General features: G+C 68.3%; 15 protein-coding genes. 8 read left to right on the plus strand and 7 right to left on the minus strand.

All coding sequences use genetic code 11. The annotated features are described in order from the left end of the window. Positions 1-206: 206 nt before the first annotated feature. Positions 207-2,957: a sacsin N-terminal ATP-binding-like domain-containing protein gene (locus tag ACYR7D_RS08910; RefSeq protein ID WP_459550096.1), complete on the plus strand. Its 2,751-nt coding sequence runs from the start codon at positions 207-209 to the stop codon at positions 2,955-2,957. A 15-nt stretch (positions 2,958-2,972) separates the two neighbouring features. On the opposite strand, the gene ACYR7D_RS08915 is transcribed toward ACYR7D_RS08910, so the two are convergent. Together ACYR7D_RS08915 and ACYR7D_RS08920 are read right to left on the minus strand one after the other, a co-directional pair. After that, positions 2,973-3,599 (minus strand): TetR/AcrR family transcriptional regulator, encoded by a 627-nt coding sequence (locus tag ACYR7D_RS08915; RefSeq protein ID WP_459549133.1) that lies wholly within the window; start codon positions 3,597-3,599, stop codon positions 2,973-2,975. A 115-nt stretch (positions 3,600-3,714) separates the two neighbouring features. Next, the gene (locus ACYR7D_RS08920; RefSeq protein WP_459549134.1) at positions 3,715-3,954 is read right to left on the minus strand and encodes a DUF2530 domain-containing protein; all 240 of its coding nucleotides are present in this window, start codon (positions 3,952-3,954) and stop codon (positions 3,715-3,717) included. A 48-nt stretch (positions 3,955-4,002) separates the two neighbouring features. On the opposite strand from ACYR7D_RS08920, the gene ACYR7D_RS08925 reads away from it, so the two are divergent. Next, positions 4,003-4,452 (plus strand): MarR family winged helix-turn-helix transcriptional regulator, encoded by a 450-nt coding sequence (locus tag ACYR7D_RS08925; RefSeq protein ID WP_459549135.1) that lies wholly within the window; start codon positions 4,003-4,005, stop codon positions 4,450-4,452. 16 nt (positions 4,453-4,468) lie between these two features. On the opposite strand, the gene ACYR7D_RS08930 is transcribed toward ACYR7D_RS08925, so the two are convergent. Further along, the gene (locus ACYR7D_RS08930; RefSeq protein WP_459549136.1) at positions 4,469-4,876 is read right to left on the minus strand and encodes a YccF domain-containing protein; all 408 of its coding nucleotides are present in this window, start codon (positions 4,874-4,876) and stop codon (positions 4,469-4,471) included. Between the two features lie 77 nt (positions 4,877-4,953). Here ACYR7D_RS08930 and ACYR7D_RS08935 point away from each other — a divergent pair, with 77 nt between their 5' ends. Beyond that, positions 4,954-5,757 (plus strand): TrmH family RNA methyltransferase, encoded by an 804-nt coding sequence (locus ACYR7D_RS08935; protein WP_459549137.1) that lies wholly within the window; start codon positions 4,954-4,956, stop codon positions 5,755-5,757. After that, positions 5,754-6,062, plus strand: a complete 309-nt coding sequence (locus ACYR7D_RS08940) for a DUF2537 domain-containing protein (RefSeq protein WP_459549138.1) — start codon at positions 5,754-5,756, stop codon at positions 6,060-6,062. The genes ACYR7D_RS08935 and ACYR7D_RS08940 overlap by 4 nt, the downstream gene beginning before the upstream one ends. 13 nt (positions 6,063-6,075) lie before the next feature. On the opposite strand, the gene ACYR7D_RS08945 is transcribed toward ACYR7D_RS08940, so the two are convergent. From ACYR7D_RS08945 to serC, 3 genes are all read right to left on the minus strand, one after another. Next, positions 6,076-6,876: a DUF6928 family protein gene (locus tag ACYR7D_RS08945; RefSeq protein ID WP_459549139.1), complete on the minus strand. Its 801-nt coding sequence runs from the start codon at positions 6,874-6,876 to the stop codon at positions 6,076-6,078. Positions 6,877-7,038: 162 nt separating this feature from the next. Continuing rightward, positions 7,039-8,343, minus strand: coding sequence for a septation protein SepH (gene sepH, locus ACYR7D_RS08950; protein WP_459549140.1), 1,305 nt, complete (start codon positions 8,341-8,343; stop codon positions 7,039-7,041). Between the two features lie 234 nt (positions 8,344-8,577). Then, entirely contained in the window at positions 8,578-9,702 is a 1,125-nt protein-coding gene (gene serC / locus ACYR7D_RS08955; RefSeq protein ID WP_459549141.1) for a phosphoserine transaminase, read from the minus strand. Positions 9,703-9,765: 63 nt separating this feature from the next. Between serC and ACYR7D_RS08960 the strand changes: the two genes are divergently transcribed. Then, the gene (locus ACYR7D_RS08960; RefSeq protein ID WP_459549142.1) at positions 9,766-10,494 is read left to right on the plus strand and encodes a hypothetical protein; all 729 of its coding nucleotides are present in this window, start codon (positions 9,766-9,768) and stop codon (positions 10,492-10,494) included. 26 nt (positions 10,495-10,520) lie between these two features. Here the strand turns inward: ACYR7D_RS08960 and ACYR7D_RS08965 are convergent, their stop codons facing one another. Then, entirely contained in the window at positions 10,521-11,678 is a 1,158-nt protein-coding gene (locus ACYR7D_RS08965) for a citrate synthase 2 (protein ID WP_459549143.1), read from the minus strand. Between the two features lie 59 nt (positions 11,679-11,737). On the opposite strand from ACYR7D_RS08965, the gene pdxH reads away from it, so the two are divergent. The 3 genes from pdxH (at position 11,738) to ACYR7D_RS08980 (ending at position 14,523) form a co-directional block, all read left to right on the plus strand. Further along, positions 11,738-12,457: a pyridoxamine 5'-phosphate oxidase gene (gene pdxH / locus ACYR7D_RS08970; protein ID WP_459549144.1), complete on the plus strand. Its 720-nt coding sequence runs from the start codon at positions 11,738-11,740 to the stop codon at positions 12,455-12,457. Between the two features lie 338 nt (positions 12,458-12,795). Then, complete coding sequence (locus ACYR7D_RS08975) at positions 12,796-14,133, plus strand: citrate synthase (RefSeq protein ID WP_459549145.1); 1,338 nt, start codon at positions 12,796-12,798, stop codon at positions 14,131-14,133. 30 nt (positions 14,134-14,163) lie between these two features. After that, positions 14,164-14,523, plus strand: coding sequence for an FKBP-type peptidyl-prolyl cis-trans isomerase (locus tag ACYR7D_RS08980; RefSeq protein ID WP_459549146.1), 360 nt, complete (start codon positions 14,164-14,166; stop codon positions 14,521-14,523). Positions 14,524-14,835: the final 312 nt, after the last annotated feature.

A 14,835-nucleotide genomic window follows, 5' to 3' on the forward strand; every position in this document is an offset into this window, starting at 1 on the left:
GGTGAACCGCCGCTGTGCGCATCCCGCCCGGCGGGCGCTGTCGGGCCCGCTCGCGGCGTCGAGCCGCGCTCCGGCGGCCGGGCACGACACGTACGCTGACTCGGGTGAGCGAGAGCGGCGCGGTGGACGGTACGTTCGAACCGGTGGAGACACCACCGGAGCGGGTGACCACGGATCCGTTCGGTACCGGTCGTTTACGCGAGGTGGTGCTGGCGGCATGGCGCGATTCGCCGACGCGGTTACGCGAGGACGCGGCCACCGAGGCCGATCTGGTGCGGGCCGGGTACCGCGACCGTCTCCTCACGGAATTGGCGCAGAACGCCGCGGACGCGGCGGTACGGGCCGGGGTGCCGGGCCGGATCGCGGTGCGCCGCAGCGGTAGCAGTGTCTCGGTGGCGAATACCGGCGCTCCGCTGAACCTTGCCGGGGTGCACGCGCTGACCGCGCTGCGGGCCTCCGGAAAATCCGGGGACGCCGGTGAGACCGGCCGGTTCGGGGTCGGCTTCACCGCGGTGCTGACAGTGAGCGACGAGATCGAATTCCGTTCGACCAGTGGATCGCTGCGTTTCTCCCGGGAGCGCACCCGCTCGGCGCTGACGGCGGCGGGGGTGCCGGTCCCGGAAACCGGGACCGGGTTCCTTCCACCGGCTCTGCGGTTGGCCTGGCCCGAATCCGTGCGACCGCGCGCCGGTGCGGATACCGAGATCGTCCTGTCGCTACGCGAGGACGTGGACCCGGTGACATTGCTGGACGCCATGCGCGCGGAAGCCGTCGATCTGCTGCTGGAGTTGCCCGCCCTGGACGAGATCCGGATCGAGGAAGAGATCTTCCGGTCCGAGACCCGGGAGACCGCCACCGCCGGGCTCGATGAACTGCGGGTCAGCGGTCCCGGTACCGAGCAGGTGTGGTGGCAGTACCGGACCGCCCGGGCCCGCTGGCTGCTGCCGGTGCGCGACGGTCTGCCGGTTCCCGTGGGCCCCGATGTGCTGCGCGCTCCGACCCGCTCGGACGAGCAACTCTCGCTACCGGCTCTGCTGATCGCCGATGTTCCGATGCAACCGGACCGCCGCCGGGTGCTGCCGGGACTGCGCCCGGCCGAACTGGTCGCCGGATACGCCGGGTTCGCTCGTTGCCTACCGCCCCGGTCCCGGCCGGTACTCGTCCCGGTACCGGGGTTCGCGCGCAGTGAGCTGGACGGGCTGCTGCGCGAGGCGATACTGCGCGAACTGCGCGAGAGTCCCTGGCTGCCGGTGGTCGCCGGGGCACCCGAGGGCCCGGCCGCCGAGACCGCGGAACGGGTCGCGATACCCGCGAGATCGAGCCTGTACCCCGATCTCACTCCGGACCTTGCCGGACTGCTCGCCGGGATGCTCGATCCGCTGGTGATTCCGGACCTTTCCGGCTCCCGGTACGCGGAGGCGCTGGCGGCGGTGGGGGTCCACCGTCTCGGGCCGGCCCGGCTGGCCGAGTTGTCCGCCGGGCTGGACCGGCCGCCGTCGTGGTGGTTCGCCCTGTACGCAGCGCTCGAACCGTTCGCCGCCGACCCGTTGACGGTGGAAGAACTCGGCGCACTGGCGGTACCGCTGGCGGACGGGCGCCTGGTCACCGGGCCGCGCACCGTGGTGCTGGACGACGAACTGGACGCGCTGCCCGCGCCGATTCCGGTGCATTGGGTGCGGCTGGTGCATCCGGAGGTCGCGCATCCTCTGTTGGCGCGGTTGGGTGCGCTGCGGGCGCGGGTGCCGGATCTGCTCGCCGATCCGGCGCTGCGGGCGGAGCTGGCCGAACACCCGGACGATCCGGACACCGTGGCAGCGGTGCTGCGCCTGGCGGCGTTGTCCGAGGCAACGGTGCTGCCGTCCTGGCTCGGCATGCTGGAACTTCCCGACAGCACGGGCGGGACGAGGCCCGCCGACGAACTCCTGCTCCCGGATGCCCCGCTGATCGAACTCCTGGTTCCCGATTCCCCGTTCGGGGTCGTCGCGGGTGAGGTGGTGGCCGAATACGGTGCCGATGCGTTGCGGGCGATCGGGGTGGGCTGGGATTTCGGGGTGGTGAGCGAAACCGATCCCACCGGGCCCGACCATCATCTCGACGACGAGGAGACCTGGTGGGCCGGGCTCGCCGACGATCCCCCGGAGATCGTCGCGGTACGCGATCTGGATCTGGTGGACGACGCGGCGTGGCCGGAGGCCCTGTGGCGGTTGCTGACCACGGAACGGACCCGCCCACTGCTCGGCGATCCTCAGGGATACACCGCCTGGTGGCTGCGCCGGTACGCGCGCATCGATGGAATCCCGCTGGGTGGTTATCGGCACCCGGCGGACAGCGTTTTCGCCGGGCTGCTGCCGGAACTTCCGATCACCGGGCTCTCCCGCGCCGATCTGGACGCGCTGAAAGGCTGCCTGGCCGATCCCGCCGCTATCGACCTCGCACTGACGGAGTCCCTGCTGGAGGCCCTGGCCGATCCCGCGAAAACCCCCGCGTCCGAGACGGTTTCACGGGTGCACGCCCTGCTGGGTTCCGGTGTGGCCCGGCTGGATCTCGCCGCGCTCGACCCGCCGGACCGGGTGCGGGCGCTCTCGGGAGCGGTGGTCGACGCCGGTGACGCGCTGGTACTGGATCTGCCCTGGTTCGGTCTGGCGGTACCGCCCGACCGGTTGGTGGTGGCGGATCCGGCGACCGCGGCGGATCTGGCCGCCCTGCTGGATCTACCGCTGGTTTCCGAACGAGTGACCGCCGAGATACTCGGCCGCGGCCGGGAAACCGGTTGGGCCGACGACCCTCTGGGAGTGGTGTTGCGCCGGCTGTTCGCGCTGCCCGCGCAGGACGGTCCGCTGGTGGTGCACGACGAATTGCGGGTCCGGCTGTCGGGCGCGGTGGTGCGCACGGTGACCGTCCCCTGGTGGCGGGACGGCGATACCACCCATGTACTACGCCCGGGGCTCGTGCACTGAGGCCCGGCGGTGCCGCTACCGGGCGTGCCCGGCCAATGCCTGCGCGAGCAGATCCAATTGCGTCCGAACGCTTTCGCTGTCGTTGTCGACCAGCCAGCGCAGTACGATGCCGTCGATCACGCTCAGGGTGAAACGGGACAGCTGGTGTACCGGCACCTGCCAGGCGCTGCCGGTGGCGTCGCGGGCGTGATCGAGGAGATCGGCGACCGTGGAATCGTTGAAGTGGTACTGCTCCCGGGCAATCGCCAGTTTCGCGGGGGTCTGTTCGCCTTCCCGCAGGGCGTAGGTGGTGGTTTCGTAGGTGAGGAGTTGACGTTCGGGGGTGGCCTCGATGTTCAACCACATGAGTTCCAGGCCCGCGCGCAGCAGATCGCGTAGCGCGGTGGTTCCGTTGCCGACCTCCTGCCAGACCGATTCGTCGGCGTCCACCGAATCGCGGAGCTCCATGGACAGCGCCTTGACCAGTTCGGTCATCAGCGCGTCCTTGTTCTCGAAGCAGTAGTGCACCACGCCTAGTGAGACCCCGGCCGCCTGGGCGACATCGCGGGTGGTGACACCCGCGACCCCCTTTTTCTCGGCAAGGCCGATCGCGGCCTCGATAAGGTGGGCCCGTCGTTCTTCGACGCTCAATCGGGAGGACACCTGAGCGAGTTTGGCCCTATGTACTCGAACAGTCAATTCCCCGAAGACGGGTCCGGGCACCGGATGTCGATGCTGGTCCGGCCTTCGCCGCCTCGGTTCGTCGCGTACGCCGCGCTCAGAGTCCGGTTTGGGCGCCCTTGTCACCCCGGCGCGCACCGCGGCGCTGGATCGCGAAGATCGTGTAACCGAGCAGGCCCACCGCGATGCCCATGAGACAGACCGGCCGGGCATCCGCCCACCGGTCGCCACCGAGCCAGACCACCGCCGTGGCAACGGCGAACAACGCGCAGCCCAGGGCCAGGACCGGACGTGGATCGGTGAGCCACGAGGGGAACTGCGGGAGCTGCGGGTCCATCCTTTCAGCGTAACCGCTGTATGCGCACCGATTCGATCTGCGTCACGTATGGTTCACTTTGTGAATACCCACTCGGATGTGCGGGCGCTCGCCAGCGACCTCTCGCTGGCCGTGGTGCGCTTGACGCGGCATCTGCGCGGGCGGCGTGCGGAATCGCAGATATCGCTGACCCAGCTCTCGGTTCTGGCCACCCTCGGCAACGAGGGCGCGATGACGCCCGGTGCGCTCGCGGCCAAGGAGCGGGTGCAGCCTCCGTCGATGACCAGGGTGATCGCCTCGCTCACCGATCTGGGTCTGGTGGCCCGTGATCCACACCCGACCGACGGCCGGCAGATCATCGTGTCCCTGTCGCCCGCGGGCCACGCACTGCTCGCCGAGGAACGCAGCGCCCGCGAGGCATGGATGAGCGAACAGCTCGCCGGCCTCGAACCCGATCAGCTCGCGGTACTGGAACAGGCGGTCGCGATCGTGAACCAGATCGTCGCCGATTCGGAGTAGCTCTCGGCCGCGCGGCTCAGCGGTAGGCGGCCGCGAACGGCTGGTCGCTGTCCACGATTTCACGCCCCAACGGGAACAGGGCGAGCGGAATCAGTTTGAGATTCGCCCAGGCGAACGGGATACCGATGATCGTGACCGCCAACGCGAGGCTGGTGGCGAGATGGCCGAGCGCCAGCCACCAGCCCGCGACCACGAACCAGATGATGTTGCCCAGCAGGGCGCCCGCCCCGGCGCCCGGTTTCTCCACGGTGGTGCGGCCGAACGGCCACAGGACGTAGGCCGCGTTGCGTAGCGCGGCGATACCGAACGGGATCGTGATGATCAGGACGAAGCAGATCAGGGCGGCGACGAAGTAGCCCAGCGCCATCCAGAACCCCGCGAAGATCAACCAGAGGATATTGAGCAGCAGCTGGATCGGCTTCATATCTCCAGCATGCCCGAGCGCGGCCGGGCCCGCACCCACGAAACAACACACCGGGCCGGGTTGGCAGGATAGGTGCCGTGGCCGTGGTTCTCGAGGTGAACAGTGTTGCCGACCCGCGGGTCGACGATTTCCGGGACCTGAAAGCCGCCGATCGCCGACCCGACCGGCCCGGAGGAAAAGGCCTGGTCATCGCGGAGGGCACGGTGGTGGTACGGCGAATGCTGGACTCCCCGTTCCGGCCGCACGCGCTGCTCGGGGTGGACAAACGCTGGCAGGAACTCGCTGCCGAACTCGCCGGCGTGGATATCCCGTTCTACCGCGCTTCGGCGGAGGTGATGGCGCGGGTGGTGGGATTCCACCTGAACCGGGGGGTGCTGGCGGTGGCGCACCGGCCGCCGGAACGCGATTTCGCCGAGGTCGTAGCCGACGCCGCCACGGTGGCGGTCCTCGAAGGGGTGAACGACCACGAGAACCTGGGCGCCCTGTTCCGCAACGCGGCCGGTCTCGGCGTGGACGCGGTGCTCTTCGGTGACCGCTGCGCCGACCCGCTGTACCGCAGGTCGGTGCGGGTTTCGATGGGGCATGCGCTGCGGGTGCCGTTCGCCCGGGTGCCGGAATGGCCGAGCGGGCTGGACGAGCTACGGCGCAGAGGGTTCCAGGTGGTGGCGCTCACTCCCGATCCGAAGGCCGCTACCCTGGCCCGGGCGCTCACCGGCCGGCGGGTGGCGCTGCTCCTCGGTGCCGAAGGACCGGGGCTCACCGAGGAGGCGATGACCGCGGCGGATGTGCGGGCGCGGATCCCCATGTCGGCAGGCACCGATTCCTTGAACGTGGCCACCGCGGCGGCCATGGCCTTCTACGAGCGGGTGCGGGCATCGTGAACACATCGCCCGGCTACACCGGTTACGGAAGCCATCCGTACCCGCCGAACGAGCCCACTCCGTGGGCGGCGGGGATCACCGTCGCGGCGCTGGTGGCGGCGCTGACCGCGGTCGGGGTGTACGCGTTCGGCGCCGCGCTGGCCCAGGTTCATCCCCTGGCGTCGGTGGCGGTGAACCTGATCGCCGTGGGCGGGGTCGCGCCCACGGTATGGCGGTGGCGGTATCGGCCGGTGACACGCTGGTTGTTGGCCGGTGCGAGTATCGGTGTCCTGCTCGCGTGGTTCGGATTGCTGGCCGGGGTCTGAACGGGCCGCATCGTCACTTCTCGACGCTCACCGCCGTATCGTGCCCGCGCAACCAGGCCAGCAGGCCCTTGCGCTCGTGCGTCACCCGATTACGCGGGGGATGCGGTGCGCTGCGGACTTCCGGTGCACCGCCCTTCGGGTACAGCCGGAAACCGCAGACCCGGATATCCGCCGGGGTGATCGATCCGTTCTCCTCGTGCGAGGTCTCCGTCCCGTTCGTACGGCGCGCGACGGTTCCGGTGTTTTCCGGAAAGTAGCGGAAACCGAGCCACTCCTGGTTGGCGGTATCCGCGAAATCGGGGGGATCGAAGGGCAGCGTCAACGGATCGGGTAATTCACCGAGTGGCCACCGGATCGGTCGCTCGCCCGCCCAGTGCGGTCGCTCCCAGATATTCGGCAGGCCCTCGTCCTGGAAGATGTTCATGCGGGTGGAACTGAATGCGCGGCGCAATTCGCCACGCTCCCAATGCGCGAACGAACCCCAGCCGTATTCGAGATCGAACGACACCAGATACATATGTTCTTCGGCCAGCGGGCGCACCAGTAGATCCGGTATCGCCGTAGGGCGAATACGCGCGGCGAACGAACTGCACAACAAATTCAATCCGGGATAGCAACCTATATAGAGGGAGTTCTCTTCGGGGCCGCCGGCGTCGGCGAGAGTGCCGGAAGCGGTCGGCTCCACCTCGAGATCGGGGTGCAACTGCCGAGCCAGCGCATAGGCCGCGTCGGGATCCGGCTCGGGACCGGCGCGCAATACCGCCAGTGGATCGGGAATATCGACGTACCACACCGATGAGACCTTGGACAGCATCCACCCACCTCCGTCAGCACGAATCGGGTCGCGGAACTCGGCGCACTGCGCCCGAATTCGTCGTGGAAATCGGAATTCGGGGCCGGCCGCCGTACAAGGGAACTTACTAGCCGATTCGAATGAATCGGTTCGTTGTCTTCGGAAACACGCCGGTTCGTGAAATCAGTGACCCGAACTACGAACGCCGAGCAGGACATCCTCCCAGGACGGCATGGGTGCCTTTCCGCGCTTGCTACGGGCCGGCGACTTCGCGGTTTTCGCGGGAGCCTTCTTGGCCGCCGGTTTCGCCGCCGCGGCGGGTTCCGGTTCCACCGGCTCGGCCGCGGGTACGGTCGCCGTGGTGGGGGTCGCCGAGGATTCGCTCTCTTCGGTGGCCGCCGCGGTATCGGCCGGATCCGCGGTGGTATCCGCTGTCACCGTCGCCGTTTCGACCGCGGCGAGCGTGGTGGTCCGGGCGGTGTCCGGCTCGGACGCCGGGGTGGGCTCCACCGCGGCGGGGGCGGATTCGGCCACCGCGACCGGTTCGGCCACCGGCTCCGCCGGCACCGGTTCCGCGGGCGCCGGTGCGGCAGGGACAGGTGCCGCGGGGCGAGCCGGTTCCGTGGGGACCACCTGCGTTTCCGCCGACGGACGGTACGTTTCGGTGGGGGCGTTGCCCGCGGGCAACGCGGTCCCGCCCGGAGCGCGGTTACCGCCGGCGGCCAGTGGTGTGGCGGGCGTGGGCAGAGTCGTCGCGCTCCCGCCCGCGGCGACCGCGCGCTGTTCGTAGTAGTCGTCCACCGCGGCCGGCCGCGCGGGCTCGCGGCGGGGCTCGACCACCGGCTCGGGAGCCGCGGGCGGATCCGGCTCCACCGGCAGGATCGAAGCGAGTCCGCGCAGCGCCCGGCCGAAATCGGGATCGATCAGATCGGTGGCCGGATCATCCAGCGGGGAAACCGTTCCGCCGTGCGCGTCCGGCTGATAGCGCCAGTGCGCGGCGATCTCCGAACGCCCGTTCTGCCACTGCAACTGGGCGACCCAGAATCCCTTCTCGTCCTTCCAGGCATCCCATTCGGCATTGTCGAGCGTATGGCCACGCGCGGTGAAAGCGGCGGTTACCACGTCGAGCAGGATTTCCACCGCCGGTCCGTCCGGCCGGATCGGATGTGCCTTCTGCGCCAGCTCGGCGGCGCGGGCCCGTTCCAGCAGTACCGGATAGGCGAAGCGCTCCACCCGGCTCAGTGGCATCCCGGATTCCTGCGTCACCTGCTCCACGGACGCGCCGGCACGGATTCGAGCCTGGATATCGCGAGGGCGCATTGTCGCTTCCATTTCGATCTCGATCTGACCGAATCGGGCAAGGTCGCCGCGGGCCGCGGCGCGGAGTTTGTCGTCGGCGGGAAGCCGGAATTTCTGGCCGGTTTCGGTGTCGACGCACACGATATGGGTGGAGTCGGGCGTCACCCCGATCACTCGAAGTTCACGCACCGTTACCTCCTTATCGCGTCGCTCGCGACACCGCCCACGTTCTGGAACAGTAGTGCACTTCTGGGATTCGTGTGGCAAGACACGCGGCACCGAAATCTACCCTGCCGCTGCCGTGTACCGCTAATCTGCTCTATTCCCTTGTGTATCAAGTCGATTCCGAAACACCTCGGCGCAACGACAGCGGGTCCGCCGCGCAACATGCGCGACGGACCCGAAATCGCAGGTTATCTCGGATCACCCCAGGTTCTCGACCACCCAGTCGATGGAGCGGATCAGCTGAGCGACGTCGTCCGGATCGACAGCGGGGAACATACCGATCCGCAGCTGGTTGCGGCCGAGTTTGCGATAGGGCTCGGTATCGACGATTCCATTGGCCCGCAGGGTTTTGGCGACCGCGGCCGCGTCCACCGAATCGGCGAAGTCGATGGTGCCGACCACCTGGGAGCGGTGCGCCGGTTCGGTGACGAACGGGGTGGCGTACTCGCTGGCCTCGGCCCACGAGTACAGGCGCGACGAGGATTCCAGCGTCCGCTTCACCGCCCAGTCCAGACCGCCGTTACGGTTCAGCCATTCGATCTGGTCGGCGAGCAGCAGCAGGGTGGCCAGCGCCGGGGTGTTGTAGGTCTGATCCTTGGCGCTGTTCTCGATGGCGATGGGCAGGGACAGGAAATCCGGGGTCCAGCGACCCGAATCCTTGATCTCCTGGACCCGGGCCAGCGCCGCCGGACTCATCAGCGCGATCCACAACCCGCCGTCGGCTGCGAAGCACTTCTGCGGAGCGAAGTAATAGATATCGGCATCGGAAATGTTCACCGGCAGGCCACCCGCGCCGGAGGTGGCGTCGATGGCGATGAGCGCGTCGTCCGAGCCGGCCGGCCGCTGCACGGGAACCGAGACACCGGTGGAGGTTTCGTTGTGGGCCCAGGCGATCAGATCGGCGGCGGGATCGGCGACCGGTGCCGGTGCGCTGCCCGGATCGGCGGAGACGACGATCGGGTCACCCAGGAACGGGTTCTTCTTGGTGACGCTCGCGAACTTCGAGCTGAACTCACCGTAGGTCAGATGCAGGGAGCGCTCGCGGACCAGGCCGAACGCGGCGGCGTCCCAGAAGGCGGTGGTGCCGCCGTTCCCGAGGACCACCTCGTAGCCGTCGGGAAGCGAGAACAGCTCCCGCAGGCCGGACCGTACCCGGGCGACCACGTCCTTGACCGGTTTCTGCCGATGACTGGTGCCGAAGACCGAAGCGCCCACTTCCACCAGGGACTGCAGCTGCTCCGGGCGAACCTTGGACGGGCCGCAGCCGAAACGACCGTCGGCGGGCTTGAGGTCTGCGGGAATGGTCGGGAACGCACTGGTCATGGCCAACAGCGTAGCCGCGCCGTTGCTGTGCCGCGTAACACACTCCGGCTAACGTGACAGGGTATGAGCATGCGGTCGTCCAGGGGCGCTGCCGGAGGTCGATCCGAGGACGGCCGCGCAGGTGACGGCGGCCGACCGCCTGCTGCCCCCGGCCCGTTCCGGCGTATCCGCGGCCTGCTGCCGCGGCGTTTCCGGCGACGCGGTGAAGCACCCACCGGCGCCGGCCGCCGCGATCTGCTGACCCACGGCACCGCCGGATCGGCGACGATACTGTCCACCAGCACCCGCCGCAGCGAACCCGGCTACACGTTCCGGGTCCGGGTCCGGCTGCCCGATACGGCACCGTACGAGGCCCAGGTGCGGCAGCGGGTCTCCGGCGCCGAACTGGACCGGATGCGCCCCGGCGATCTGGTGTGCTGCCGGGTCGACCCGGACGATCGCGACCGTATGGTGCTGTACCTACCCGGAGACGCCGATCCCGGCCGGGCGGGGCTGGCGAAGATCCTGGCCGAGGGCCGCCGTGCCGCCGCCACGGTTCTCGCCGTCACACCCGTGGCCACCGACTATTGCGGATGTGACGACCCCGTGCTGCGACTGGACCTGGAACTGGACGCCTGGGACGAACCGCATCCGTGGCGGGTCCGCGTGGTCCAGTCCGTCCCCCTGGCCGCCATCGGCCTGCTGGACCTGGGGGCGAAACTGGAAGCCGCCTTCTTCACGGTCGACACCGGTGAGTCCGTCGCCATCGATTGGGACGCCGATCCCGACCGCCTGCGGCCACCTTCCGGGTAGTAGGGGCCGGAACTCACGGCTCCGGGTTATGCGGCGGGGCCCGCCGTGGTCACCTCGCCCCACCCCGTCACATCCTGCGGTGCCCGCGGCCCCGGTCCGGTGTAGACGGCGGCCGGGCGCACGAGTTTGCCCAGTTTCTTCTGTTCCATGATGTGCGCGCACCAGCCCGCCGTACGGCCGCAGGTGAACATGGCGGGCATCATATGGGCGGGTACCTCGGCGAAGTCGAGGATGACCGCGGCCCAGAACTCGACATTGGTTTCGATGGCGCGGTCGGGGCGGCGTTCGCGGAGTTCGGCCAGTGCCGCCTGCTCCAAGGCGGCCGCTACCTCGTAACGGGGTGCGGCGAGGCGGGCGGCGGTATCGCGTAGGACCCGGGCGCGTGGATCCTCGGCCCGGTAGACCCGGTGGCCGAAGCCCATGAGCTTTTCCTTGCGGTCGAGGATTCCCTTGACCAGGGCGCGCGCGTCGCCGGTGCGTTCGACCTCTTCGATCATCGGCAGTACCCGGGCGGGGGCGCCGCCGTGCAGCGGGCCGGACATGGCGCCGATCGCGCCGGACAGGGCGGCTGCCACGTCCGCGCCGGTGGAGGCGATGACCCGGGCGGTGAAGGTGGAGGCGTTCATTCCGTGTTCGGCGGCCGACACCCAGTAGGCATCGATGGCCTCGGTATGGCGCGGGTCGGGGTCGCCCTTCCATCGGGTCATGAACCGTTCGGTCACCGTGGTGCATTCGTCGATGCGGCGCTGCGGTACGGCGGGCTGGTAGATCCCGCGGGCGGATTGCGCGACATAGGACAGCGCCATCACCGAGGCGCGGGCCAGGTTCTCCCGGGCCGTGGGTTCGTCGATATCCAGCAGGGGCCGGTATCCCCAGATGGGGGCGAGCATCGCCAGGCCGGCTTGGACGTCGACCCGGACGTCGCCGGTGTGTACCGGGAGCGGGAAGGGTTCCGCCGGGGGCAGACCGTGCCCGAATTCACCGTCGACCAGCAGGGCCCACACATCGCCGAAGGTGACCCGGTTGCGGACCAGATCCTCGATATCGACACCGCGGTAGCGCAACGCCCCGCCGTCCTTGTCGGGTTCGGCGATATCGGTGGTGAACGCGACCACTCCTTCGAGGCCGCTGACGAAATTCTCCGGGACCGCTCCGGACCCCGGGACCGCGGAATTGGTGGTCATACCGACTCTCCTTTCACCAGAACTCTAGCGCTTTGCTACTGGGGAGTAACGTCTGGCCCATGGCTGAGGTGGAGGACACCGGCACCGATCTCGCCGCGATGCGGGCCGATTACGGTGCGCGGCATTCCGGCTCGGGCGAGACCGGGCCGCTGCCCGATGTGCCCGATGTCGAGCTCGACGAGAATTCGGTGGCCGGGGGGTGGGAGCCGCTCCTGCGGCAGTGGATGGAGCAGGCCGCCGTCGCCGGTATCGCCGAACCCAATGCCATGGTGCTCGGGACACTCGCCCAGGAGGGGCCGGTGGTCCGTCCGGTGACCCGCACCGTCCTCTGTAAGGGGCTTTCGCCGGAGGGCGTCGTCTTCTACACGAACTACGACTCGGCCAAAGGGGAGCAGCTGGCGGCATCGCCGTACGCGTCGGCGACCTTCCTGTGGCCGCGACTGGCCCGGCAGGTCCATGTGCGAGGCCGGGCCGGACGTGTACCCGCCGAGGTTACCGAACTGTACTGGCGGACGCGGCCCCGGGAATCGCAACTGGGGGCGTGGGCCTCCCGGCAATCACGGCCGATCGGCTCCCGTGCGGAGCTGGACCGGCAGCTGGTCCACACCACCGCTCGGTTCGCCTCGTCGGCCGAGATCCCGGTTCCCCCGCACTGGGGCGGCTATCTGCTGCGCCCGGACGAGGTGGAGTTCTGGCAGGGGCGGCGCGGCCGGCTGCACAACCGGATCGTCGTGCGTATCGGTGATACGGAGACGACAATCCACCGTCTCCAGCCGTGAAGCCGAGTCCGGCGCGTTATGTGGGCCGGGCCCTGTATTTCGTCGCCCGGCCTTTCGGTGATATTTCGCACGGTTTCGGCTCTGGTGTTCTGGGTAAGTTTGCCTACGCGATGGAGCGGGTCCGGTTCCATGTGATCGGTGCCGGCCCGGAACAAGGGCATTCCGTATCGGTTCGCACGGTCGATCGGGCCGGTCAAAGCAGTAACCACAGATATGCGTCCACGTCGAATCTCACGCGCTCGCGAGCCGATTGTGAGATCGACGCGCGGGTACCCTCCCCTCCGGTCCCGCCGAAGCAAGGACTAGCGTCTACCGATAGCGCACCGTGTGCCGACCGCATGCGATGCCGACGGTCTAAGCCTGAGAGGGAACCTTCCGTGCCCGAGAATCACATCAATGACGCCAAACCGGTTCTCACCTATCCGGGTGGCGAATACCCCATGACGATCGCACAGGCCGCCGAAGGAAACGACGGTATCGATCTCGGCAAGCTGCTGGCGAGCACGGGGTATACGACGTATGACCCGGGGTTCGTCAACACCGCGTCGACTAAATCGGCCATCACCTATATCGACGGTGAAGAAGGTATCCTCCGCTACCGCGGTTACCCGATCGAGCAGCTGGCGGACGACTCGACTTTCATCGAGGTCAGCTATCTGCTCATCTACGGTGAGCTACCCACCCAGGATCAGCTCGAGGATTTCACCGACAAGATCCGGCGCCACACCCTCCTGCACGAGGATCTGAAGCGCTTCTTCGACGGGTTCCCCCGTAACGCGCACCCCATGCCGGTCCTCTCTTCGGCGGTCAACGCGCTGTCGGCCTACTACCAGGACTCCCTGGACCCGCGCGACCCCGAACAGGTCGAGCTCTCCACCATCCGGCTGCTGGCCAAGCTGCCCACCATCGCCGCGTACTCGTACAAGAAGTCCGTCGGCCAGCCGTTCCTCTACCCCGACAACTCGCTGTCGCTGGTGGAGAACTTCCTGCGGATGACCTTCGGTTTCCCGGCCGAGCCCTACCAGGTCGACCCGGAGATCGCCGCGGCGCTGGATATGCTGCTCATCCTGCACGCCGACCACGAGCAGAACTGCTCGACCTCCACGGTCCGGCTGGTCGGTTCCTCCGACGCCAACCTGTTCACCTCGGTCTCCGGCGGTATCAACGCGCTGTGGGGGCCGCTGCACGGTGGTGCCAACCAGGCGGTGCTGGAGATGCTGGACGGCATCAAGGAGGCCGGCGGAGACGTCAAGGAGTTCATCCGCAAGGTCAAGAACAAGGAAGACGGGGTGAAGCTGATGGGCTTCGGGCACCGCGTCTACCGCAACTACGACCCGCGGGCCGCGATCGCCAAGAAGCACGCGGACACCATCCTGAGCAAGCTCGGCAACGACCCGCTGTTCGATATCGCCCAGGCCCTGGAGGAAGCCGCGCTCACCGACGACTACTTCGTCGAGCGCAAGCTCTACCCGAACGTCGACTTCTACACCGGCGTCATCTACAAGGCCATGGGCTTTCCCACTCGCATGTTCACGGTACTGTTCGCCATGGGCCGGCTCCCCGGCTGGATCGCGCACTGGCGGGAAATGCACAGTGAGGCAATCAAGATCGGCCGTCCGCGGCAGATCTACACCGGTTACGGTGCGCGTGACTACACCGATATAGCCAACCGCTGAAACCATATTGAATCGAAGGGGATTCAAGGCATGAGCAAACCGGAGATCGAATTCCAGGCGGGCCCCCCGCCCACCGAACTGGTCATCAAGGACATCACCGTCGGTGAGGGTCCCGAAGCGGTGCCCGGCGGCACCGTCGAAGTGCACTACGTCGGTGTGGAATTCGATACCGGCGAGGAGTTCGATTCGTCGTGGAACCGCGGCGAATCGATCACCTTCCCCCTGCGTGGCCTGATCCAGGGCTGGCAGGACGGCATCCCGGGAATGAAGGTCGGCGGACGCCGCCAGCTGACCATTCCGCCGGAACTGGCGTACGGGCCGGCTGGCGGGGGGCACCGGTTGTCGGGTAAGACTCTGGTCTTCGTCATCGACCTCCTCGACGCGAAATAAGCTGTGTTCATCGGCGGCGCCTGCGGCGCCGCGGGGTTGAGCCCCCTTGGCGTCGTGCTTCAGCCCGCGAGACTCGCGCCTGCGGCGCATGCGCTTCGCGGGCTGAAGCACGACGCGGGCTCAACCCTTCGTGGGCCTCGCTGAACTCGGCGCTGAGGGGTTGCGCCGGGATGCGGACTCCCTGTTCCCGAGATGGGAGCTGTCGGGTACGAGAGCGCAGCGTGATCCCGTGCGGGGAGCGCATGCGGAGACTTCCCTGATCGGGAGGTCTCCGTTGTTGTGTTTTCGCGGAGGGTGTCCTTCGTGGTTCGG

The sequence above is a fragment of the Nocardia sp. X0981 genome, from assembly GCF_977089955.1.